18 protein-coding genes and 8 tRNA genes are annotated in these 20,836 nt (G+C 53.3%); 20 read left to right on the top strand and 6 right to left on the bottom strand.

Annotated features, from left to right (window positions below; all coding sequences use genetic code 11):
* The first annotated feature begins 8 nt into the window (after positions 1-8).
* Positions 9-635, top strand: a complete 627-nt coding sequence (gene upp, locus SAMA_RS10960; RefSeq protein WP_011760209.1) for a uracil phosphoribosyltransferase — start codon at positions 9-11, stop codon at positions 633-635.
* An 88-nt stretch (positions 636-723) separates the two neighbouring features.
* Here the strand turns inward: upp and SAMA_RS10955 are convergent, their stop codons facing one another.
* Positions 724-2,043, bottom strand: coding sequence for a Na+/H+ antiporter family protein (locus SAMA_RS10955; RefSeq protein ID WP_041410359.1), 1,320 nt, complete (start codon positions 2,041-2,043; stop codon positions 724-726).
* 306 nt (positions 2,044-2,349) lie between these two features.
* Here SAMA_RS10955 and SAMA_RS10950 point away from each other — a divergent pair, with 306 nt between their 5' ends.
* Complete coding sequence (locus SAMA_RS10950; protein WP_011760207.1) at positions 2,350-2,955, top strand: peroxiredoxin C; 606 nt, start codon at positions 2,350-2,352, stop codon at positions 2,953-2,955.
* Positions 2,956-3,079: 124 nt separating this feature from the next.
* Here the strand turns inward: SAMA_RS10950 and rnt are convergent, their stop codons facing one another.
* On the bottom strand, positions 3,080-3,796 hold the full coding sequence (rnt, locus tag SAMA_RS10945) for a ribonuclease T (protein WP_041409823.1): 717 nt from the start codon (positions 3,794-3,796) through the stop codon (positions 3,080-3,082).
* A 143-nt stretch (positions 3,797-3,939) separates the two neighbouring features.
* Here rnt and SAMA_RS10940 point away from each other — a divergent pair, with 143 nt between their 5' ends.
* The 18 genes from SAMA_RS10940 to SAMA_RS10855 all read left to right on the top strand — a co-directional run bounded on the left by SAMA_RS10940 (position 3,940) and on the right by SAMA_RS10855 (position 15,136).
* Positions 3,940-4,809, top strand: coding sequence for a flagellar protein MotY (locus SAMA_RS10940; protein WP_011760205.1), 870 nt, complete (start codon positions 3,940-3,942; stop codon positions 4,807-4,809).
* A gap of 547 nt (positions 4,810-5,356) precedes the next feature.
* Positions 5,357-7,513 (top strand): prolyl oligopeptidase family serine peptidase, encoded by a 2,157-nt coding sequence (locus SAMA_RS10935; RefSeq protein WP_011760204.1) that lies wholly within the window; start codon positions 5,357-5,359, stop codon positions 7,511-7,513.
* A gap of 156 nt (positions 7,514-7,669) precedes the next feature.
* Positions 7,670-8,071 carry a tol-pal system-associated acyl-CoA thioesterase gene (ybgC, locus tag SAMA_RS10930; protein WP_011760203.1) on the top strand — a complete coding sequence of 134 codons (402 nt, stop codon included), beginning with the start codon at positions 7,670-7,672 and terminating at the stop codon, positions 8,069-8,071.
* Complete coding sequence (gene tolQ / locus SAMA_RS10925) at positions 8,061-8,750, top strand: protein TolQ (protein ID WP_011760202.1); 690 nt, start codon at positions 8,061-8,063, stop codon at positions 8,748-8,750. Before ybgC ends, tolQ begins: the two co-directional genes overlap by 11 nt.
* Positions 8,747-9,187: a protein TolR gene (gene tolR / locus SAMA_RS10920; protein ID WP_086015250.1), complete on the top strand. Its 441-nt coding sequence runs from the start codon at positions 8,747-8,749 to the stop codon at positions 9,185-9,187. Before tolQ ends, tolR begins: the two co-directional genes overlap by 4 nt.
* Positions 9,188-9,191: 4 nt before the next feature.
* Complete coding sequence (gene tolA / locus SAMA_RS10915) at positions 9,192-10,175, top strand: cell envelope integrity protein TolA (protein WP_011760200.1); 984 nt, start codon at positions 9,192-9,194, stop codon at positions 10,173-10,175.
* Between the two features lie 9 nt (positions 10,176-10,184).
* Positions 10,185-11,510: a Tol-Pal system beta propeller repeat protein TolB gene (tolB, locus tag SAMA_RS10910; protein WP_011760199.1), complete on the top strand. Its 1,326-nt coding sequence runs from the start codon at positions 10,185-10,187 to the stop codon at positions 11,508-11,510.
* Between the two features lie 36 nt (positions 11,511-11,546).
* A complete protein-coding gene (gene pal, locus SAMA_RS10905) occupies positions 11,547-12,083 on the top strand; it encodes a peptidoglycan-associated lipoprotein Pal (RefSeq protein ID WP_011760198.1) in 537 nt (178 codons plus the stop codon).
* A gap of 25 nt (positions 12,084-12,108) precedes the next feature.
* On the top strand, positions 12,109-12,873 hold the full coding sequence (gene ybgF / locus SAMA_RS10900) for a tol-pal system protein YbgF (protein ID WP_011760197.1): 765 nt from the start codon (positions 12,109-12,111) through the stop codon (positions 12,871-12,873).
* 146 nt (positions 12,874-13,019) lie between these two features.
* A tRNA-Lys gene (locus SAMA_RS10895) sits at positions 13,020-13,095 on the top strand.
* 23 nt (positions 13,096-13,118) lie between these two features.
* Positions 13,119-13,194: transfer RNA gene (locus SAMA_RS10890), tRNA-Lys, on the top strand.
* Positions 13,195-13,230: 36 nt separating this feature from the next.
* Positions 13,231-13,306: transfer RNA gene (locus SAMA_RS10885), tRNA-Lys, on the top strand.
* A 27-nt stretch (positions 13,307-13,333) separates the two neighbouring features.
* Positions 13,334-13,409, top strand: a tRNA-Lys gene (locus tag SAMA_RS10880).
* A 39-nt stretch (positions 13,410-13,448) separates the two neighbouring features.
* Positions 13,449-13,524, top strand: a tRNA-Lys gene (locus SAMA_RS10875).
* A 34-nt stretch (positions 13,525-13,558) separates the two neighbouring features.
* A tRNA-Lys gene (locus tag SAMA_RS10870) sits at positions 13,559-13,634 on the top strand.
* A gap of 39 nt (positions 13,635-13,673) precedes the next feature.
* Positions 13,674-13,749: transfer RNA gene (locus SAMA_RS10865), tRNA-Lys, on the top strand.
* A 41-nt stretch (positions 13,750-13,790) separates the two neighbouring features.
* Positions 13,791-13,866 (top strand) — tRNA-Lys (locus tag SAMA_RS10860).
* Between the two features lie 121 nt (positions 13,867-13,987).
* Positions 13,988-15,136, top strand: coding sequence for a DcaP family trimeric outer membrane transporter (locus tag SAMA_RS10855; RefSeq protein WP_011760196.1), 1,149 nt, complete (start codon positions 13,988-13,990; stop codon positions 15,134-15,136).
* Positions 15,137-15,211: 75 nt separating this feature from the next.
* Here SAMA_RS10855 and SAMA_RS10850 read toward each other — a convergent pair whose 3' ends face one another.
* From SAMA_RS10850 to acs, 4 genes are all read right to left on the bottom strand, one after another.
* On the bottom strand, positions 15,212-16,522 hold the full coding sequence (locus SAMA_RS10850) for a GAF domain-containing sensor histidine kinase (RefSeq protein WP_011760195.1): 1,311 nt from the start codon (positions 16,520-16,522) through the stop codon (positions 15,212-15,214).
* 121 nt (positions 16,523-16,643) lie between these two features.
* Positions 16,644-16,904 carry a GrxA family glutaredoxin gene (locus SAMA_RS10845; protein WP_011760194.1) on the bottom strand — a complete coding sequence of 87 codons (261 nt, stop codon included), beginning with the start codon at positions 16,902-16,904 and terminating at the stop codon, positions 16,644-16,646.
* Between the two features lie 73 nt (positions 16,905-16,977).
* Entirely contained in the window at positions 16,978-18,714 is a 1,737-nt protein-coding gene (locus SAMA_RS10840; RefSeq protein ID WP_041409820.1) for a DEAD/DEAH box helicase, read from the bottom strand.
* 134 nt (positions 18,715-18,848) lie between these two features.
* Positions 18,849-20,801, bottom strand: a complete 1,953-nt coding sequence (gene acs / locus SAMA_RS10835) for an acetate--CoA ligase (protein WP_011760192.1) — start codon at positions 20,799-20,801, stop codon at positions 18,849-18,851.
* Between the last annotated feature and the right edge of the window lie 35 nt (positions 20,802-20,836).

The raw sequence follows: 20,836 nt of genomic DNA, 5'->3' as shown, positions 1-20,836 counted from the left end.
GAGTAGACATGAAAGTCGTCGAAGTAAAACATCCCCTGGTTCGCCATAAAATTGGCCTGATGAGAGAAGCGGATATCAGCACCAAGCGTTTCCGTGAACTGGCTGCCGAAGTGGGCAGTTTGCTCACCTACGAAGCCACTGCCGATTTAGAAACCGAAACCGTGACCATTGAAGGCTGGAATGGTCCGGTGCAGGTTGAGCAAATCAAGGGCAAAAAAGTGACAGTAGTGCCTATCCTTCGCGCCGGTCTTGGCATGATGGACGGCGTCCTGGAGCATATCCCAAGCGCCCGTATTTCTGTGGTAGGTATCTACCGCGACGAAGAAACCCTTGAGCCAGTACCGTATTTCGAAAAGCTGTGCAGCCAGGTGGATGAGCGCATTGCGCTGGTGGTTGACCCCATGCTGGCCACAGGCGGCTCCATGATTTCTACCATCGACCTGCTCAAGCAGCGCGGATGTAAGCAAATCAAGGCACTGGTACTGGTTGCTGCCCCCGAAGGCTTGGCTGCACTGGAAAAAGCCCACCCGGATATCGAGCTCTACACCGCGTCTATCGACCGCTGCCTGAATGAAAATGGCTACATTTTACCGGGCCTCGGTGATGCCGGTGACAAGATTTTTGGCACCAAATAAGCTGTTGTAAACAGCCGCCTTAAATGAAAAAGCGCCCTAGGGCGCTTTTTTTGTATCCAGCAGTACTTCTTTTAGGCTATCTGTCCGCTTATAGCACCATGGCCGCAATCCAGCCAAACACCAACAACGGAATGTTGTAGTGGATGAAGGTTGGGATCACGCTGTCACGCATATGGTCGTGCTGTCCATCGGCGTTAAGTCCTGCAGTAGGGCCCAGGGTAGAGTCAGACGCAGGTGAACCTGCATCACCCAGCGCCGCTGCGGTGCCGACCAGGGCAATGGTGGCCGGTACCGAGAAACCAAACGACAGCGCCAATGGCACATAGATGGTGGCGATAATGGGGATAGTAGAAAAGGAGGAGCCAATTCCCATGGTGATAAGCAAGCCTACCAGCAGCATCAGGAACGCCGCCAGCGCCTTATTATCACCAATCAGTTCGCCTAAGGACGACACCAGATTACCCACATCGCCTGTGGCCTTGACCACAGCGGCAAAGCCAGCGGCGGCAATCATGATAAAACCGATATTGGCCATCATGCGCACGCCCTGGGTGAAGATATCCTGATCGGCCACATGCTTAATCGCGCCCGAGAGACTGAACACCATAAAACCAATCAGGGCACCAAAAATCATGGAGTCGGTCTGAAGTTGCACCACCAGAGTCGCCACAATGGCAACCGCGGCGATAATCAGGCTGCGCCCCTGGATGCGCTCTTCGGGCTCGGCGGCGAGAATTTTCTCTTCCACATAGTTTCTGGGTTTACGGTAACTGATGAACACAGCGATAAGCAGGCCAAGGATCATCCCAAGTGCCGGAATAAGCATGGCACCGGGCACTTGCTCGCGACTGGCCTCAAGACCATTGCCGGTGAGGTTGGCCAGCAAAATATCGTTCAGGAAGATACCGCCAAAGCCCACAGGCAGCACCATATAGGTGGTCACCAAACCAAAGGTGAGCACACAGGCCACCAGACGGCGGTCAAGCTTGAGCTTGGACATCAGGTGCAGCAGCGGCGGCACCAGAATCGGGATAAAGGCGATATGGATAGGCAGAATGTTCTGGGACGCCATGGCCATGGCAAGCAGTGAAACCAAGAGCAACATACGCACAGTACCCAGGGCTTTGGCATCGTTTTCCCGGCCGAGCTTTTTAATCACCGCGCGGGAAATCACCGTGGTCAGCCCCGAATGTGACAGGGCCACGGCAAAGGCTCCAAGGAGTGCATAGCTCAGTGCTATCTGGGCACCACCGCCAAGCCCGGTATTAAAGACATCAATGGTGGCCGTCAGCCCCATACCGCCCCAAAGCCCGGCGACCAGTGCACTGATGGTCAGCGCAATAACCACATTTACCCGTGCAAGGCTTAATGCAAGCATCAGGCACACGGCAATAACCACGGAATTCATCATGGATAAGTCTGTCTTCAATCAAAAGGGCTATTTTTGACAGTGTTTCCCTTGCTTGTCCAGCAATGGGCACGAATTCGCGTACAAATTTACCAATTGTGATCCAGTGCCGTCTCGCCACTTGAAAAGCCCCGAAATTGCAGGGGGCTTTACGGCGATAAATTGCTCTGACAGACCGGTGAATGGAGCAATTGTGTGATATTCCTCCAAATTGGGTTGTCAGGCTCATGGCACCTCTTATAATGCTGAATATCTAACAGGAAAGTTCGTATTATCCCTAGCTCAATCCATAGATGGAGGTTACCAATGAGCGTATTAGTAGGTCGTAAGGCCCCCGATTTTACTGCTGCTGCCGTTCTGGGTTCAGGCGAAATCGTTGACAACTTCAACCTGACTGCAGCCATCAAGGGCAAAGCAGCCGTGGTTTTCTTCTACCCACTGGACTTCACTTTCGTGTGCCCATCTGAGCTGATCGCGTTCGATCACCGCATGGAAGAGTTCACCAAGCGTGGTGTTGAAGTGATCGGTGTGTCCATCGACTCTCAGTTCAGCCACAACGCCTGGCGTAACACCCCAGTAGACAAGGGTGGTATCGGCCCAGTTAAGTACACTCTGGTGGCTGATGTTAAGCACGAAATCTGCCAGGCTTACGACGTAGAGCACCCAGAAGCCGGTGTGGCTTTCCGTGGTTCTTTCCTGATTGACAAGGAAGGTATGGTACGCCACCAGGTAGTGAACGACCTGCCACTGGGCCGTAACGTTGATGAAATGCTGCGTATGATTGACGCGCTGCAATTCCACGAAGAGCACGGTGAAGTGTGCCCAGCCGGTTGGGAAAAAGGTAAAAAAGGCATGAGCGCCAGCCCAGACGGTGTTGCTGCTTACCTGAGCGAGAACGCTGACGATCTGTAATCCAATATCCGGATGAGATTGAATCGCATAAAAAGCCGCCCTCGGGCGGCTTTTTTATTTCAGTGATTCGCTTAGGCGCTTTTGATTTATGCGGCGCTATCAGCACATGGAGGGGAAGAGTCGCTTATTCGCCAGTGCTACCCAGGGTATCCTCATCATCGATCTCCTTATCCGCAGCCGTATTCTCGGCGTCATCCAGAGCCTCGGCGCCCAGTAATGGCCAGCCACCGAGGGACTTCCAGCGGTTGACGATATAACAGAAGAGCTCGGCGGTACGCTCGGTATCGTAGAGGGCGCTGTGGGCTTCTTTATTGTCGAAGGGAATACCGGCGATTTTACAGGCCTGCGCCAGCACTGTATGCCCCAGGGCCAGACCAGACAAACAGGCAGTATCAAAAGTGGCAAAGGGATGGAATGGCGAGCGTTTTACGCCACTGCGGTCAATCGCCTTGGTCACAAAGCCATGGTCGAAGGCGGCATTGTGGGCCACTATCACGGCCCTGTGGCAATCAGCGGCTTTCATGCCTTTGCGCACCGCCTTGAATATTTCCAGCATCGCCTCTTTTTCACTGACGGCCCCACGCAGGGGATTACTTGGGTCTATGCCGTTAAAGGCCAGCGCAGCAGGTTCGAGATTGGCACCTTCAAAGGGCTCAATATGAAAATGCAGTGTTTTATCCAGCGCCAGCATGCCGTTATCGTCCATAGTCAGCAGGGTGACGGCTATTTCCAGCAAGGCATCGGTCTGGGCATTGAAGCCGGCGGTTTCTACATCGATTACCACAGGATAATAGCCACGGAACCGGTACTTGAGCTTGTTGGGGTTGAAGGCGTCAGACATCCTGAATTCTCTGGTCGTTGCAAAGGGCGCTATTATGCTAAAAGGCGCCTTGGCTGTCATGTTTGATTGCGCAAAATCTGCGCTAAAGAACCGGGAATATTGGTCGATAGTTCCAGAGTAAGCATTGAATTGTGAGAATTCCTATGTGGCGTAACTGCTTTATTCTATCTGCACTGCTGCTGCCCCTGGGCGCGGCGGCCGACATGCGTCACTACGTGGCCAGCATTGCCGACTCCCAGTGGCGCCTGGCTGAGAACTCCCGTATTCGCTGCAGTTTGGAGCATGATATTCCGGCTTACGGCAAGGCGGTGTTTTCCAGTGCTGCGGGGAAAGATCAGAATCTACTGTTTACCCTGGATATGTGGTCAAAGCCTGATGCAGCGACGGCGGCAACTCTGGTGAGTAAAGCGCCCTCCTGGCGCCCCGGCGAAGTTCAGTCCACCATTACCAGGCTCTCATATATGAGAGACTTTAACGGGGAAGTACCCAAAAAGGCCGCCTGGTCCATGCTGACCGAGCTTGAGCGGGGACGTGAGCCTACTTTCTATTATGCCGACTGGTACAACAGCAACAATAAGGTTGCCGTGGGTCTGTCGGCCGCCAATTTCCGCCGCAAGTACACAGAATTCCGTCAGTGTCTTTCAGGCCTGCTGCCATACAGTTTCGATGATATTGCCTTTACGGTGCTCAATTATGAGTCGGGCGGAACTGAACTGACCCGCTTTTCCAAGGCGCAGCTGGCACGGGTGCAGGAATACCTGAGCCTGGATCCCGATGTTGAGCTTATCCTTATCAATGCCTATACCGACAGCCATGGCGGCCGTAACCTGAATCAAAAGGTGTCTGACAAGCGCGCTGATTCAGTGAAGGACTTTTTTGTCAGTAAAGGCATCCCCGCTGACCGAATCCAGACAGAAGGTCATGGGGAAACGCGTCACGTGGCATCCAATCAGGGGGCCGACGAGCGCCAGCGAAACCGCCGGGTGGTTATCCAGATAACCAAAGCTATTTGAGGATTAAATTTTCTTCATATAAAAGGCCGCCGACGCGGTCTTTTTTGTTGGGCAGGGATGCAAATCGGGATGTAAAAAAAAGCCCACTTGATTTCAAGTGGGCCGCAAAAGAATAAGCATTGCAATCAACAAATTGAAGGAAGGAAGTCAAGCATAAGAACCAGGGATGATATCGATGTGTCAGACACAGCGATAAAATGTTCTTTGTTTTCACAATCTGCCAAGCAGACACTTCCGGAAAACGTGGCCATTGTAGTCAGGTATGATAAGAACAACAAACGAGAAAAATTGGAATTTGAGATTAGTTTAACTAATGGATTATTGTGTGATCTTGCGCACGTTAACGGCCTGAATCCAGATATTTCGAGTAATTAAGCAGATATCAAGCATAAAAAAGCGTATGGCATCGCCATAAGATGTTATCACTCTTTTAACGCCGGGCTTTGGCGAAAGTTTCGCCACCATGTTTACCCGCCATTGCCACCTCCATTTTTGGGGGTATAGTGAGCAGCGGCAATGCACCTCTCTACTGCAAAGGAAGACAACAATGACAAGCAGAATCAGCACTCTAAGCCTGCTGACCCTGGGCTTTGCCCTGGGATTATCAGGCTGTCACACCAAAGACGCGACCGTAGACGCCCCCGTGGCGGCTATCGCTTATCCTGCCAGCCAAACGGTTGCCATAAGCGAACAAATCCACGGCGTTGAAGTGCAAGACCCTTATCGCTGGCTCGAAGAAAGCAGCCCTGAGACTGAGGATTGGGTCAAACGGCAACAGGCTTTTGGTGAAGAATACCTTGCCGCCATCCCCAATAAACAAGTGGTGGTTGACCGCATTACCGAGCTGTGGAACTTTGAGAAAGTTGGTGCACCTTTTGAGCACGGTGAAAATCGCTTTATATTCAGAAACAATGGCCTTCAATCACAAAACGTACTTTATGTGAGTGAAAAGGGAGGTGATGAGCGGGTGTTGCTTGACCCCAATACGCTTTCAGCCGATGGCACTGTGGCCCTGTCCGGCGTCTCCGTAAGCGGTGATGGCAAAACGCTGGCTTACGGCGTCTCCAAGTCAGGCTCCGACTGGCAGGAGTGGGCCTTTATCGATGTGGCCACCGGTCGCAAGTTGGCCGACAGCCTGAACTGGATCAAATTTTCCCGTGCCGAATGGGCCCATGACAACAGTGGCGTGTACTACTCTCGTTACGATGCGCCGGCTGGCGGCGATATCCTGGTCGATGTGAACTACAACCAGAAGGTGTATTTCCATCGTATTGGCGACGAGCAGGCCAAGGATACCCTGGTATACGAGCGCCCTGATCAACCAGAGTGGGGCTTTTCGTCCACGGTGTCCGATGATGGTAACTTCTTGCTGATCAGCGTGTCAGTCGGTACAGACAGCCGCAATCGCTTTTTCTATAAACCACTGAAAGATAAAAGTCTTAAAGTAGTTGAGTTGATGAGCGAACTGGAAGCTGAATACCAGTTCCTCGGCAATGAAGGTCCGGTGTTCTACTTTAAGACCGATTTGGACGCACCAAGAGGTCGCATCATCGCCGTAGATACCCGCAATCCCGCCAAAGACAATTGGCGTACCCTGGTACCAGAATCTCAGGACCCCATCGCTGAAGTCAGTATCATCAGCGAACACCTGGTGGTGAGTTACCTGCACGATGTGTTGGGTCAATTGTCCATTTACAACATGGATGGCGTAAAGCGTGAAGATGTGCCGCTGCCGGGTAAGGGCAAGATTGCCGGTCCCTACGGCAAGGCCAGCAAGCCTTACTTTTATTACATCTTCAACAGCTATGTACAGCCTCAGACCATCTACAAGTACGATCTGAATAAGGGCACCAATGAGGTGTTCAGTGCGCCCAAGGTATCCTTCAATCCGGATGACTATGTGTCTGAGCAGGTGTTCTACACCAGCAAAGACGGTACCCGCATCCCCATGCTGGTCAGTTATAAGAAGGGCCTGAAGAAAGACGGTAAAAATCCAACGCTGCTATATGCCTACGGCGGTTTCTCCATCTCCATGACCCCACGCTTCAGCCCGGCCACCATAGCCTGGCTGGACATGGGCGGCATTTATGCGGTGCCGGCCCTGCGTGGTGGCAGCGAATACGGTGAAGAGTGGCACAAGGCCGGTATGTTCGGTAAAAAGCAAAACGTGTTTGACGACTATTTTGCTGCTGCCGAATATCTCATCAGCGAAAATTACACCAACAGCAGCAAGCTTGGCGCCTATGGTCGCAGTAATGGTGGCCTCTTGATGGGCGCAGCCGTAACCCAGAGACCCGATTTGTTTGCCGCCATCCTGCCTGCAGTGGGTGTACTGGATATGCTGCGCTTCCAAAAGTTCACCATAGGTTGGGCCTGGACGGCAGAATATGGCAGTGCGGACAATGCCGAAGATTTTCCATACCTGCTGGCGTATTCGCCTTATCACAATGTGAAAGCGCAGACCTATCCTGCCACCATGGTGATGACAGCCGACCATGACGATCGCGTAGTACCGCTGCATAGCTTCAAGTTTGGTGCCATGCTGCAGGCCAAACAGCAGGGACAAGCGCCTGTGATTATGCGAATTGAATCAAAGGCTGGCCATGGTGCCGGTAAACCCACGGCGATGCAGATTGCCGAGTTTGCCGACATCTATGCGTTTTTGTGGCAAAACTTCGGTTTAACCCTGCCAACTGAACTCTGAACGCAAAACGCACAAAAAATGCGTTGATACAAGGGGCTTTGGCCCCTTTTATCATTTATTTTTCTTTACAGTTGGCGGGGGAGCGGCCATTCACAATCCCGAGCAGGCTAGGTATAGTAGGCCTCACTTTAACAACAGGATTTGTGCGCATTTGCCATGTTTATCTGGCCTATTTCCGTCTACTACGAAGATACCGATGCCGGTGGGGTAGTATATCACTCCAATTATCTCAACTTTTTCGAGCGGGCAAGAAGCGAATGGCTGCGCGCCCTTGGCATCAGCCAAACCGAGCTGCTGGCTGGCGATATCGCCTTTGTGGTGAAGCGGGCCGAGATTGAGTTTCGTAAAGCGGCGCGATTTGAGCAGAATCTTTTTGTGCATTCCACTGTCATAGAGATGAAGAAAGCCTCCATGGTTTTCGAACAACGACTTCTGGATGAGGCCGGCACCTGTTACTGCGAGGGACACATAGTGGTTGCCTGCGTGGCATTGTCGAAGATGCGGCCCCATGCCATTCCACCCCATATAGCGCAGGAGTTAACACAAGGTGCACGCTGATATTTCGTTTTTGGGACTCTTTTTACAGGCAAGCTTGCTGGTCAAGCTGGTGATGCTTGTGCTGGTTGGTCTGTCGGTCCTGTCCTGGGCGGTGATCATTCAGCGCCGCAACCTCATCAAGGCCGCCAAGTCGCGCTCTGCCAAATTTGAAGACAAATTCTGGTCTGGGGTGGATTTGAATCGCCTATATCAAGAACTGTCTGCCCGCGGCGACGCCAATGCAGGCCTCGAAGCCATGTTTGTGACTGGCTTTAAAGAGTATTCCCGCCTGGCACGCTTGTCGGCCCGGGTCCCCGGCGCGGTGATGGACGGTACTTACCGTGCTATGCGTGTGACCCTGTCCCGTGAGCTGGAAAAGCTCGAAACCAATCTGCCGCTGCTGGCCACCATAGGTTCAACCAGCCCTTACATCGGCCTCTTTGGTACCGTATGGGGGATTATGAATGCCTTTATCGCCCTGGGTGCTGTGCAAAACCCCACCCTGGGTATTGTGGCGCCCGCCATTGCCGAAGCGCTGATTGCCACGGCCATGGGTCTGGCTGCTGCGATTCCTGCGGTGATCTTCTATAACCGCTATTCCACCGAGGTGGAGAAGCTGGAAGGCACCTATGTGAACTTTATGGAAGAGTTCTCCAGCATCCTGCACCGTCAGGCGTATGCCGAGAAGGAGTCAGCCTGATGCACGGTTATCAGCGCAAGCGCCGCCGCCCCGTGGCTGAAATCAACGTCGTCCCTTATATCGACGTGATGCTGGTGCTGCTTATCATCTTTATGGCGACTGCGCCCATTGTGACTCAGGGCGTCAAGGTCGACTTGCCCACAGGTGAGGCTGAAGCCCTGTCCACAGACAGTAAGCCACCGGTAGTGGCCTCCATTGATGCCAATGGGGATTACTATCTGGATATTGGCAGTGGCAGCAGCGCCAAAGACGTGCTGACCCTCGATGATGTTGCAACTCAGGTTGCGGCCATGATAATGCTGGAGCCTGAGCGCCCCGTGGTGGTGAAAGCCGATCGCACTATTCCCTATGAGGACGTTATTCAGTTGATGATCACGCTGCAAAAAGCCGGAGTGCCCTCGGTGGGGCTGATGACGGACTCGCCACAGGAGAAGTAACAGGGTGTCCGCGAAGAAATCCAATTCAAGTTTGACCTTGCCTGTGGCCATTTCCCTGGCCATACACCTGGGTATTATTCTGGTGTTGGCGCTGGGCGCGCTGGACTTTTTTACCAAAAAGCTCGAGACCCCGGAACCCGCAGCTGCCGCGCCTGTGCAGGCTGTACTGATAGACCAGCAAAAGGTGGCGGCAGCGGCTGAGAAAATTAAACAAGAGAAGCGTGACGCCGAGCGCCGCGAACAGCTGCGTCAGGAAGAGCTCGAACGCAAGGCCGACGAAGCCCGTAAGGCCCGTGAGCAGGAGCAGGCCAAGTTGAAACAGCTCGAAATCGAGCGTAAGCAAAAAGAAATCGAGACCCAAAAGGCCATCGATGAAGCGAAGCGCAAGGAAGAGCAGGCCAAACAAGCTGCTGACAAGGCTGAAAAAGAGCGAGTGCGTAAAGAGTCTGAGCGCAAGGCAGCAGAAGAAGCGGCCAAGAAGGCAGAGGATAAGCGTAAGGCTGAAGAGGCTGCCGCCAAGAAAGCCGAGGAAGAGCGTAAACGCAAGGCCGAGGAAGAGCGTAAGCGCAAAGCTGAGGAAGAGGCTAAGCGTAAGGCGGAAGCAGAACGTAAGCGCAAGGCCGCAGAAGAAGCTGCGCGCCGTGAGCAGGAGTTGGCCGATATGATGGCCGCTGAGCAGGCCACCATTAATGCGGCGCGCAATCGTCAACTTGTATCTGAGCGCGACAGATATACCGCCATGATCAAGGCTACCATTCAGCGCAACCTGGTGGTGGATGAGTCGATGCGCGGCAAAAGCTGCAAAATGTTTATCCGTCTCGCCAGCGATGGTTTTGTGACCACCGCCGAAGCGCGGGAAGGGGACGGCGTGGTGTGCCGCGCCGCCAAAGCGGCCATTACCAAGGCCGGACGTCTGCCGGTATCACCTGAGCCTGAGGTGTACCAGCTGATGAAAGAAATCAATTTGACCGTGCAACCGGAAATCTAAAGGAGTTTCATGAAGATCATCGGAAAGTGGGCGCTGCTGATAATTGCCGCTCTGTCTTTGCCCGTGAAGGCCGCTTTGGACATCGTTATCACCGAAGGTGTTGATGCTGCCCGACCCATTGCAGTGGTGCCCTTTGTTTGGCAGGGAACTGGCCCGGTTCCATCACAGATTTCAGATGTTGTGGCATCGGATCTCACCCGCAGTGGTACTTTTAAACCTTTGGATGCGTTGGGATTGCCGCAAAGCGGTATTTCTACCCTCGCTGAATTTGCACCGCAAAAATGGACCGGTATTAACGCCGAAGCGGCCGTGGTTGGCGCCATCAAGCCTTATGGCCCGGATCAGTATCTGGTGACCTTTGATTTGATTGATTTGCTGAAAGCGCAATTGGCCGGTCAGGCGCCGCTGAACAAGCAGGACCTGCTGTTGGATAGCCGCCAGACGGTGATTACCGCGGCCCAGTTCCGCCAGTATGGTCATCGCATCAGCGATGTGGTCTACGAAAAACTCACCGGTATTCGCGGCGCTTTTTTGACCCGTATCGCTTACGTGGTGGTAAATCATGCCGAGAAAGCCCCATACCGTTTGATGATTGCCGATTATGACGGCTACAACGAGCACATGTTGCTGCGCTCCCCTGAGCCGCTGATGTCGCCTGCCTGGTCGCCGGATGGTCGCCGCCTGGCTTATGTCAGCTTTGAAAACCGCAAGGCCGAAATCTTTGTACAGGACATCTTTACTCAGGCCCGTACCAAGGTCTCCAGCTTTCCCGGAATTAATGGTGCGCCAAGTTTTTCGCCCGATGGCAAAACCTTGGCGGTGACGCTGTCTAAAGACGGTCAGAGCGAAATCTATACCATCGACATCGCCACCAAGACCACCCGCCGGATAACCAACCACTATGCTATCGACACAGAGCCAAGCTGGTTCCCCGATGGCAAGTCGCTGCTTATCACCTCTGAGCGTGGCGGCAGACCTCAGCTGTATAAGGTGGAGCTGGACTCCGGCAAGTTGACCCGTCTGACCTTTGATGGTGAGTGGAACCTCGGTGGCTCCATTACCCCGGACGGCCGCACCCTGATTTTTGTAAACCGTACCAACGGCAAGTTCAATATCGCTCGCATGGATCTGGAAACCCGGTTTATGCAGGTGCTGACCACGACCCGTTTGGACGAATCTCCCAGCGTGGCGCCCAATGGCACCATGGTCATTTATGGCACCACGCATCAGGGCCGGCAGGTGCTCGCTGCCGTGTCTACGGATGGACGCTTTAAGGCAAGATTGCCCGCGGGGCAGGGGGAGGTGAAATCACCTTCCTGGTCACCGTTCCTGTAACGAATTATCATCATCGATTGATTAAAGGATTTAAAAATGGAATTGAACAAACTGCTTAAGACCATGCTGATTGTGGCTCCTATCATGGCTTTGTCTGCCTGTAGCTCAACCGACTCAGCCACTGATGCCAGCGGCTCATCCAGCAGTCTGGGTGGCAGCGGCTCAAGCATGGGCGGCGTTGAAACCGGCAGCGTATCCGGCATGCTGACTCCCGAAGAGCAGATGCGCATGAAGCAGGAAGAACTGCGCCGCGAGAACGTGATTTACTTCGACTTCGACCGCAGTGAAGTGTCGCCGTTGTCAGCCGATATTCTGCTGGCCCACGGTAACTATCTGCTTGAAAACCCCTCAGTGCGTATCCTCATTGAAGGTCACTCTGACGAACGCGGTACCCCTGAGTACAACATTGCCCTGGGTGAGCGCCGTGCCAAGGCCGTTGCCAAGTATCTGCAGGCCATGGGTGTACAACCTGCCCAGATGAGCATTGTCAGCTACGGCGAAGAAAAGCCACAGGATCTGACCCGTACCGATGAAGGTTTCTCCAAGAACCGTCGCGCAGTATTGGTGTACTGAGGGTTAACACGACAGGGTAGGATTGATGAAAAAGACTGTATTACTGGTAGCCATGTTGGCGGCGGGGCAAGCCTTTGCCGCCGCGCCGGTTGAAGATTTGGGTGGTGGCGGTAGCCTCGATGAGCGTATCGCCAAGCTTGAGCGAATTCTGAAAGCCAAACAGCAAACCGACTTTGACATGCAGCGTCGTTTGGACGCCCTGCAGCAGGAAGTGTTGGATTTGCGTGGGCTCACGGAGCAGCAGAACTATCAAATCAACCAGATGCTTGAGCGTCAGCGCAAACTGTATGAAGAGATAGCCAGCTTAAGCTCAGGTGCTGCCAAGGTGCAGCCCCAGGCGCAGGCACCTGTCAGTGCTGCTGGCGGCGCAAGCAAGCCAGTCATTAGTGACGGCACTGTGGCGGTGGAAGCTTCACTCAATGAGACCGCTTCTTACGAGCAGGCCATTAACCTGGTCCTCAAAGAGCGCAAGTACGATGAGGCTATCGCGGCATTTCGCAGTTTTGTCAAAAAATACCCTGGCTCAAACTACACTGATAATGCCAACTATTGGCTGGGTCAGCTTCTCTATAATAAGAACGAGCTCGACGAGGCCCGTGGTGCCTTTACTGTGGTGGTGGAAAAATATCCCGATTCCAGTAAGCGTGGTGACAGCTTGGTCAAGCTGGGTCTGATTGCCGAGAAGAAAGGCGATACCGTTGGCGCAAAAAACCTGTACCGCAAGGTAATAAAAGAGTACGCAAACAGTGCTGCTGCGCGCATTGCACAGCAGCAATTGAACGCGCTTTGACGGGTTTTAATCCAGAAAACAGTCTCTTGGGCTGTTTTTCATGCAAACGGCAAAAGTTTCGGGAATTTGCGCTTGCATGGATAACTGAAAAAGGTATTATAGGCGCCCTCAGCGCAGCCAAGGCAGCGTAGAGGGCAATCTGGAATGGGTCGTTAGCTCAGTCGGTAGAGCAGTTGGCTTTTAACCAATTGGTCGAAGGTTCGAATCCTTCACGACCCACCAAATTCAGAATGCCGGATCCCGACGGGTCGTTAGCTCAGTCGGTAGAGCAGTTGGCTTTTAACCAATTGGTCGAAGGTTCGAATCCTTCACGACCCACCACTTTCGGTGGGGCGGGATCATCACAGTGTATCGAGCGGGTCGTTAGCTCAGTCGGTAGAGCAGTTGGCTTTTAACCAATTGGTCGAAGGTTCGAATCCTTCACGACCCACCACGCTCGGTGAACACTGTATCAAAATTTGGGTCGTTAGCTCAGTCGGTAGAGCAGTTGGCTTTTAACCAATTGGTCGAAGGTTCGAATCCTTCACGACCCACCACTTCTTCCTGAAGTGGCAATCTGCGGTAAATCTCGAGATGGGTCGTTAGCTCAGTCGGTAGAGCAGTTGGCTTTTAACCAATTGGTCGAAGGTTCGAATCCTTCACGACCCACCACTCGCAGGATATCTCAAATACCGCAAACCTAGATGGGTCGTTAGCTCAGTCGGTAGAGCAGTTGGCTTTTAACCAATTGGTCGAAGGTTCGAATCCTTCACGACCCACCACTTCCCTGAAGTGAACAATTCGCAGTATCGCAACCAGATGGGTCGTTAGCTCAGTCGGTAGAGCAGTTGGCTTTTAACCAATTGGTCGAAGGTTCGAATCCTTCACGACCCACCACTTTCTTGAAGTGCCAAACATTGCGATAACGCACCCCAGATGGGTCGTTAGCTCAGTCGGTAGAGCAGTTGGCTTTTAACCAATTGGTCGAAGGTTCGAATCCTTCACGACCCACCACTTCCCAAATATTACCTTCTGCTTTTCTACTTTTGTCTCATAGACCTATTGCTAATATTTCCCCGGTAACAATTTGTTCATAGTTCCTTTGATACATAATAACAATCAGGGAGCAACAAGAATGAAACAAGCACCAGTCTCACTTGCGCTGGCCAGTGCGCTTCTGGCGATGTCAGGCTCAGCCATCGCCGAAACCGGAAAAACCGATTTTAAGTTTGGCGGCTATATCAAGGCCGACGTGATGTTCAGTGATTACAGCAATGGCGCACCGGAGTCGGGTGATTTATCCCGCCAGTTTTATGTTCCGGGCACTATTTATGGTAAAGCGGGTAACGGCGAGCAAGTTGTCGATTTTCAGGCCCGTGAAACCCGTTTCAACTTTAAAACCACCACAGATTTGGATGGGCATACCCTGACCGGCTTTATCGAGCTGGATTTTATGACCCACACCGACGGCAACGAGCGGGTTTCCAATAGCTACTCGCCCCGCATTCGCCATGCTTTTGTGACTTATGATAATTGGACCGTGGGGCAAACCTGGACCACGTTCCAAAATCCAGGCGCTTTGCCTGAAAACCTCGACTTTGTCGGTGCGGCTGACGGTACCCCCTTCGTGCGTCAGGCGCAGCTGCGTTACACCAATGGCGGCTTCCAGTTCGCTGTTGAAAACCCCGAAACCACGGTCAGTGATTATCAAACGGGCAGTCGTATTGTTGGTGGCAGCGGTATGATGCCCGATGTGGTCGCACGTTATAACTTCAAAACCGAAGGTGGCGCTTCCTTCTCTGTGGCGGCTATTGGTCGTCAGCTGACACTGGAAAACAGCAACTATGACGACTCAACCCTGGGCTTCGGTGCCAGTTTTGCCGGTGTTATTCCACTGGGTAAAGACGATCTGAAGTTCACTGCCACCTGGGGTGAAGGTCTGGGCCGCTACATGGGGCTTAACTTTGCCAATGCCGCCTCCGTGGATGCTGACGGGCAACTCGATACCATTGGATCCTTTGGCGGCTTTGTCTCTTATCGTCATTGGTGGAACGAGCAGTGGCGCTCAAGCTTCACCCTGTCTGGTATGAAGGTCGACAACAACGTCGATATCACCGGTGAGAACGTGAACAAAGATGCCTATTCAGCCTATGTGAACCTGCTGTACTCTCCCAGCAAGCCGCTGACCTTTGGTGTGGAATACATGTTTGCCACCAATAGCAAAGAAAATGGCGTGGACGGTGACCTGAATCGGGTCATTTTCTCGGCCAAATATGTGCTCTAAGCGCATTCAGCTCCCAGACTGAGAAACGTAAAAGGCGAACATAGTTCGCCTTTTTTGTTGGATGCCGTCTCCCGGCTATCCCTTAAAACTGAATTCCATGGCAAATCCTTTATCATACTCGGGCAAGTTCAGGGCTCCATTGAGCTGTTGGTGAACAAGGTTAAACACAATGCTCATCCCAAGACCAATGCCGCCTTTGGCGCGCGCCGTGGTGTAAAAGGGTTCGAAAATGCGTTTTCTGGCTTCTTCGTTCAGACCTTTACCGTTGTCACTGTAGTGGATGTGGTAACTGCCATCGGCAAGGCGCTTGCCCCTGATGTGGATTTGGTTGTCCTCGCCCTGAGTGAAGCCATGGCTGATGCTGTTACTGAGCAGATTGGTGAGGATCTGTGAGTGGGCCCCCGGGACGGTATCCACCTCCCAGTCTGTTGGGATTTCAAGTTTCACCTGTGCCTGCATGGTGTTTAGCAGTGGTTTGAGGGCGGTAATGACCTGATGGTAATACTGCGCCAGATTAATGTGCTCTGTATCGTTGTTGTGTTGATCCGCCGCCGTGCGTTTAAAACTTTCAACCAGTTCGATGGCCCGATGGAGATTGATATCCAACAACGACAGCGCGTTATCACAGACATCGAGAAACTCATCCAGCTGCTCGGTGGACAGATCCCCGCTGCGATAGGCATTAACCAGCAGGTCCCTGTGTTCCTTAATTACGCTGGAACTTGTAATTGCAACACCCAGCGGCGTGTTCACTTCGTGGGCAAGACCCGCCACCAGGCTGCCCATGGCTCCCATCTTTTCTGACTCGACAAGTTTATCCTGGGCCTGCTTTAAGTCGGCAATAACCCGGTTCAGGTGCTCGGTACGTTCAGTGACCTTAGTCTCGAGGGATTGATTGGCCTGCTCGAGCTTTTTTTCGTGCTCTACCCGGTCAAGCTCGGCCTCTATTCGTCCGGAAAACAGTTTGAATAGCTCCAGTGCCCAGCTGTGATTATCAATAGGGCGGCGATAAAGGGCGACAATGAGCCCCATTACCTCACCTTTGAGATTGTGCAACGGTGTGCCGAGATAGCCTTCAATTCCCATGTCCTGCAGCATCAGATCATCGGGAAAAGTGGCAGTGACATCGGCGCGGTAACAGCACACCGAGTCATCCGCGGCATTGGCGCAGGGCGTATTGGCAAGGGAGTAGGAAATGTTGTCAACCAGCTTGCCATCTGCCACCAGTGCCAGCGTATGTGAGCTGTAGTTTTCTTTATCCAGGATGGCAACGAAGGTAAAGTCAGCGCCAATGGCATCGTGCAGCGCAAGGGTTATGCTGTTGAAAAACGCTTCACCCCGGGTATTGGAAACCTTTTCAATGATGGTGGATAGCATCGAGTCCATGTTGCTTCTCAGGTAGCGGCGGCCGACATTAATTCAGCATAGCCATGAATCCATTTGCATACCAGCAAGAGACTGAACAGCCAACAAAAAGCCTGCATTAAGCAGGCTTTTTGTATCGGGCTCAGGCCAGCAGATTGTGCTCGCGAACATAGGCCTCAAAATCGGTGCAGCCACCTACATGGGTCTTGTCCACAAAAATCTGCGGCACGGTTTCCACTGGCTTGCCAACCGTCTTGGACAGGTCTTCTTTACTGATCCCTTCGGCATGGATATCCACATAGCGGAAGCGGAAGTCTTCACGTTTTTCGGCAAGCTGCTCACAAAGTTGCTCGGCGCGAACGCAATAGGGGCAGCCGGGACGGCCAAAAATTACAACGTACATGTAGTCTCCTCAGAACGATACTGTGTGGCTGTTATATCACAGCCAGGGTGGTTTTGATAATCCGTGGCTGTCTTTAGTCTTCAAAACGAGCGCGGGTTTGATACTTACCCCGGTAATCAAAAAATTTATCGACGAGCTGCCAACCAAACTTGCTCTTTTTCAGCAACAGCAGCTCCGGCGCCCTGAATTTTGCGCTGTCTTTTATCAGGGCTTTTGCGTCAGGATATTTGGGCAGTGCTAGTCCCGGAGCCCGTTGGTGGCGGAGTAAAAACAGGGCGTAAAGGGCTTTCCTCTGCCCCGGGGTTTGCATTTTGAACCTTTCTATGAAGCTGTTGCCGTCCATATCCAGATAAGTCACCTCCAGGCCAGCGTCGGTGGCGCCAAGCAGCATGTCGGTCACTTTAAAGAGGTGATGGTGCTTATGTGCAAGCACGGCTTTAAGGTGCTTGTCCGGGTCGACGAGAGCAGAGTCGCAGCCACGGCAGACTCTGGCAGCAATGTCATTTTCGGCTCCGCAATCGGGACAGATACGTGCCCGAAAACGAAAATCACACTGATTGCCATCGTCGAGTAACCCCTGGCAGCGCCGGCCGTAGTGCTCGATTATGTCGCCATCGGTATCGGCTTTGCCCCAAAAGAGGTTGGCAAAGCCGCAGGCTGGGCAGGGCACCTGCACGGGGACGCTTTTGCTGTCGGGTCTGGGCTTACCCACATCCGGGTGATACAGGCTGAAGCCGTTGGCGGCGTAGTCAAGGATGAGACACTCAGCCTTGCCTGGAAACAGTCTGAGGCCCCGCCCAACCATTTGCTGAAACAGACTTACCGAGGCCGTGGGCCGTAATATGGCTATCAAATCCACATGGGGCGCGTCAAAGCCCGTGGTCAGCACCGCCACATTCACCAGAAATTTCAGTTCCTGTGCTTTAAATGCGGTGATGATGTTATCGCGCTCGGGGCCGGGAGTATCGGCGGTGATAAGTGCTGCACTTTCATCCAGCAGCGCCATGATTTCTTTTGCATGGCGAACCGTAGCCGCAAAGATAATGACTCCCAGCCGCTGCTGGGCCAGGGCCTTTAGCTGACCCATGATGGTCGTCGTAGCCCGGGTACTGGTGTCAAGAATAGCCTGAACTTCAGCCTCCTGGTAATCCGCATCCTCTGATGCCTTCAGTGCGGCGAAGTTATACTGAGCTGCGAGACCATCGAGCAGCAACGGCTCGGTTAAATACCCTTGCTTAATCAAACTGCGGATGGGCAGTTCGAAGATACAGACATCAAACACCCCTTTATCCGGGTTGCCCACATGACCGCGAACATGGCGTTTATAAATGGCGCCTTCCCCCAACCGATAGGGGGTGGCAGTGAGTCCAAGCAGCAAGAGATCGGGGTTTTTCTCCCGCAGCTGACTGAAGACCTGCCGATACTGGCTGTTTTCATCAAGGCTGACTCTGTGGCACTCATCGATGATCACGAGCGAAAATGGCTCATCAAAGGCCGCAACATTGACAGCAGCCGATTGAATACCGGCCACCACGGTTTTACCGCCGCTGTCTTTTTCGCCCAGTCCGGCGGAAAAGATACTGGCGTTGCCAGCGAGCGCATCTACCTTTTGGGCGTTTTGTGCCACCAATTCTTTAACGTGGGTCAGCACCAATACCCGCCCTTTTGCCAAGCGGGCAAGCTCGGCTATTACCAGGCTTTTTCCGGCGCCGGTTGGCAGTACCAATAGCGCAGACTCGCGGCTCGTTCTGAAGTGGGCGAGCGTCGCTTCTATGGCATCTTGCTGATAATCCCTGAGTTTTATCGTCATTGTCGGCTGGCGGCGTCTATCGTGCTGCATGGTTTAAAGGCGACGATTGTACCATCATCACGGTGGAGACGTTGAATTCGGGGCAAAAAAAGGCCCCTTATTCAGGGGCCAAGCTCGAGGAGAAGAAAGGTTGGTTAGTCGGCGCGATTCAAGCGGCTTTCGATAAGGGTATCGATAACCGATGGGTCGGCCAGGGTGGAAGCATCACCCAGGTTGGTGATTTCGTTTGCCGCAATCTTGCGCAGGAAGCGGCGCATGATTTTACCGGAGCGGGTCTTGGGCAAGCCGCTGGCCCACTGGATCAAATCGGGGGTTGCCAGGGCGCCGATTTCTTTACGTACCCACTGACGCAGTTCCTGACGCAGTTCTTCTGTCGCTTCGGTGCCCTTGGTCAGGGTGACATAGGCATAAATACCCTGTCCCTTGATGTCATGGGGGTAACCCACTACAGCGGCTTCGGCAACCAGGTCATGTGCTACCAGGGCACTTTCCACTTCAGCTGTGCCGAGGCGGTGGCCGGACACGTTAATCACGTCATCCACACGACCGGTGATCCAGTAGTAACCGTCCTCATCACGACGGGCACCGTCACCGGTGAAGTACATGCCGCGGAAGGTCTTGAAATAGGTCAGCACAAAGCGCTCGTGATCGCCGTATACGGTACGCATCTGTCCGGGCCAGGAGTCCAGCAGCACCAGGTTGCCTTCGGTGGCGCCTTCGAGAATATTACCTTCGTTGTCCACCAGCGCTGGCTGCACACCAAAGAAGGGGCGGGTAGCAGAGCCCGGCTTGGTGTCGGTGGCACCCGGCAGCGGCGTGATCAGGATGCCGCCGGTTTCGGTTTGCCACCAGGTATCCACGATTGGGCAATGTTCATGGCCAATGACTTCGTGGTACCAGCGCCAGGCTTCTGGGTTGATGGGTTCACCCACCGAGCCCATGATACGCAGCGATTTGCCATCGAAATTATCAAAGTGCTGCTTGCCTTCGGCCATGAGCGCACGGATAAGGGTAGGGGCTGTGTACAGGATATTGACCTGATGACGGTCCACGATTTCACCCAGGCGTGCCGGGCTTGGGAAGTTGGGGATACCCTCATGGATAAGGATGGTGGCACCGTTGGCCAGTGGCCCGTAGACCATGTAGCTGTGGCCGGTGATCCAGCCCACGTCGGCGGTACACCAGTACACTTCACCGGGTTTGTAATCAAACACATATTCGTGGGTCATAGAGGCGTAAACGAGGTAACCACCTGTGGTGTGCAGCACGCCTTTTGGATTACCGGTAGAGCCTGAGGTATACAGCAAAAACAGCGGGTCTTCGGCCCCCATTTCCTCAACGGCACACTCGGTTGCGGCACCGTCAGTTACCTGATGCCACCATTTATCGCGGCCTTCGACCCAGTTTACCGCGCCGCCGGTGCGTTTGAGCACGATAACGGTTTCTACTGTGGTCACATCGGGACGATTCAGCGCCTCATCGATATTCCCTTTAAGCGGAATTTTACGGCCACCACGCACGCCTTCGTCGGCGGTAATCAGCAGTTTGGATTTACCGTCAATGACGCGGGATGCGATGGAGTCTGGTGAGAAACCACCGAACACAACCGAATGCACAGCACCTATGCGGGCACAGGCCAGCATGGCGACGGTCGCTTCGACCACCATGGGCATATAAATGGTGACAACATCACCGCGCTTTACACCTTCAGCCTTGAGGGCATTGGCAAACTGACACACCTCGGCGTGCAGTTCACGATAGGTGACTTTGCGCTGCTCGCTGGCATCATCGCCTTCCCAAATGATGGCGACATCGTCACCCTTGGAGGCCAGATGGCGATCAAGACAGTTGGCCGACGCATTGAGTGTGCCGTCATGGAACCATTTGATATACAGGTTCTGGTCATCGTAGGAAGTGTCTTTGACCTGGGTGAAAGGTTTAATCCAATCGATGCGCTTGGCATGCTCTCCCCAAAAACCCTCGGGATTGGCAACGGATTCCTGGTACATCTTTTGATATTGTTCGTTGTTTACCAGTGCATTGGCGGCGATATCGGCGGGCACTGAGTAGAGAGACTGCGTGCTCATAGGGCTTCCCTTTTATAATTTGTTGCGTGAGCTTG

The organism is Shewanella amazonensis SB2B (assembly GCF_000015245.1).
In the GTDB taxonomy this organism is placed as follows: domain Bacteria; phylum Pseudomonadota; class Gammaproteobacteria; order Enterobacterales; family Shewanellaceae; genus Shewanella; species Shewanella amazonensis.
Note: the sequence above shows the minus strand (reverse complement) of the source record. Positions and strands in the feature narration are given on the sequence as shown.

Excerpts from the sequence above, each read along its gene's own strand:
- upp (WP_011760209.1), top strand. The coding sequence starts at position 9 with ATGAAAGTCGTCGAAGTAAAACATCCCCTGGTTCGCCATAAAATTGGC.
- SAMA_RS10955 (WP_041410359.1), bottom strand. The coding sequence starts at position 2,043 with ATGAATTCCGTGGTTATTGCCGTGTGCCTGATGCTTGCATTAAGCCTT.
- SAMA_RS10950 (WP_011760207.1), top strand. The coding sequence starts at position 2,350 with ATGAGCGTATTAGTAGGTCGTAAGGCCCCCGATTTTACTGCTGCTGCC.
- rnt (WP_041409823.1), bottom strand. The coding sequence starts at position 3,796 with ATGTCTGACGCCTTCAACCCCAACAAGCTCAAGTACCGGTTCCGTGGC.
- SAMA_RS10940 (WP_011760205.1), top strand. The coding sequence starts at position 3,940 with ATGTGGCGTAACTGCTTTATTCTATCTGCACTGCTGCTGCCCCTGGGC.
- SAMA_RS10935 (WP_011760204.1), top strand. The coding sequence starts at position 5,357 with ATGACAAGCAGAATCAGCACTCTAAGCCTGCTGACCCTGGGCTTTGCC.
- ybgC (WP_011760203.1), top strand. The coding sequence starts at position 7,670 with ATGTTTATCTGGCCTATTTCCGTCTACTACGAAGATACCGATGCCGGT.
- tolB (WP_011760199.1), top strand. The coding sequence starts at position 10,185 with ATGAAGATCATCGGAAAGTGGGCGCTGCTGATAATTGCCGCTCTGTCT.
- pal (WP_011760198.1), top strand. The coding sequence starts at position 11,547 with ATGGAATTGAACAAACTGCTTAAGACCATGCTGATTGTGGCTCCTATC.
- ybgF (WP_011760197.1), top strand. The coding sequence starts at position 12,109 with ATGAAAAAGACTGTATTACTGGTAGCCATGTTGGCGGCGGGGCAAGCC.
- SAMA_RS10855 (WP_011760196.1), top strand. The coding sequence starts at position 13,988 with ATGAAACAAGCACCAGTCTCACTTGCGCTGGCCAGTGCGCTTCTGGCG.
- SAMA_RS10850 (WP_011760195.1), bottom strand. The coding sequence starts at position 16,522 with ATGGACTCGATGCTATCCACCATCATTGAAAAGGTTTCCAATACCCGG.
- SAMA_RS10845 (WP_011760194.1), bottom strand. The coding sequence starts at position 16,904 with ATGTACGTTGTAATTTTTGGCCGTCCCGGCTGCCCCTATTGCGTTCGC.
- SAMA_RS10840 (WP_041409820.1), bottom strand. The coding sequence starts at position 18,714 with ATGACGATAAAACTCAGGGATTATCAGCAAGATGCCATAGAAGCGACG.
- acs (WP_011760192.1), bottom strand. The coding sequence starts at position 20,801 with ATGAGCACGCAGTCTCTCTACTCAGTGCCCGCCGATATCGCCGCCAAT.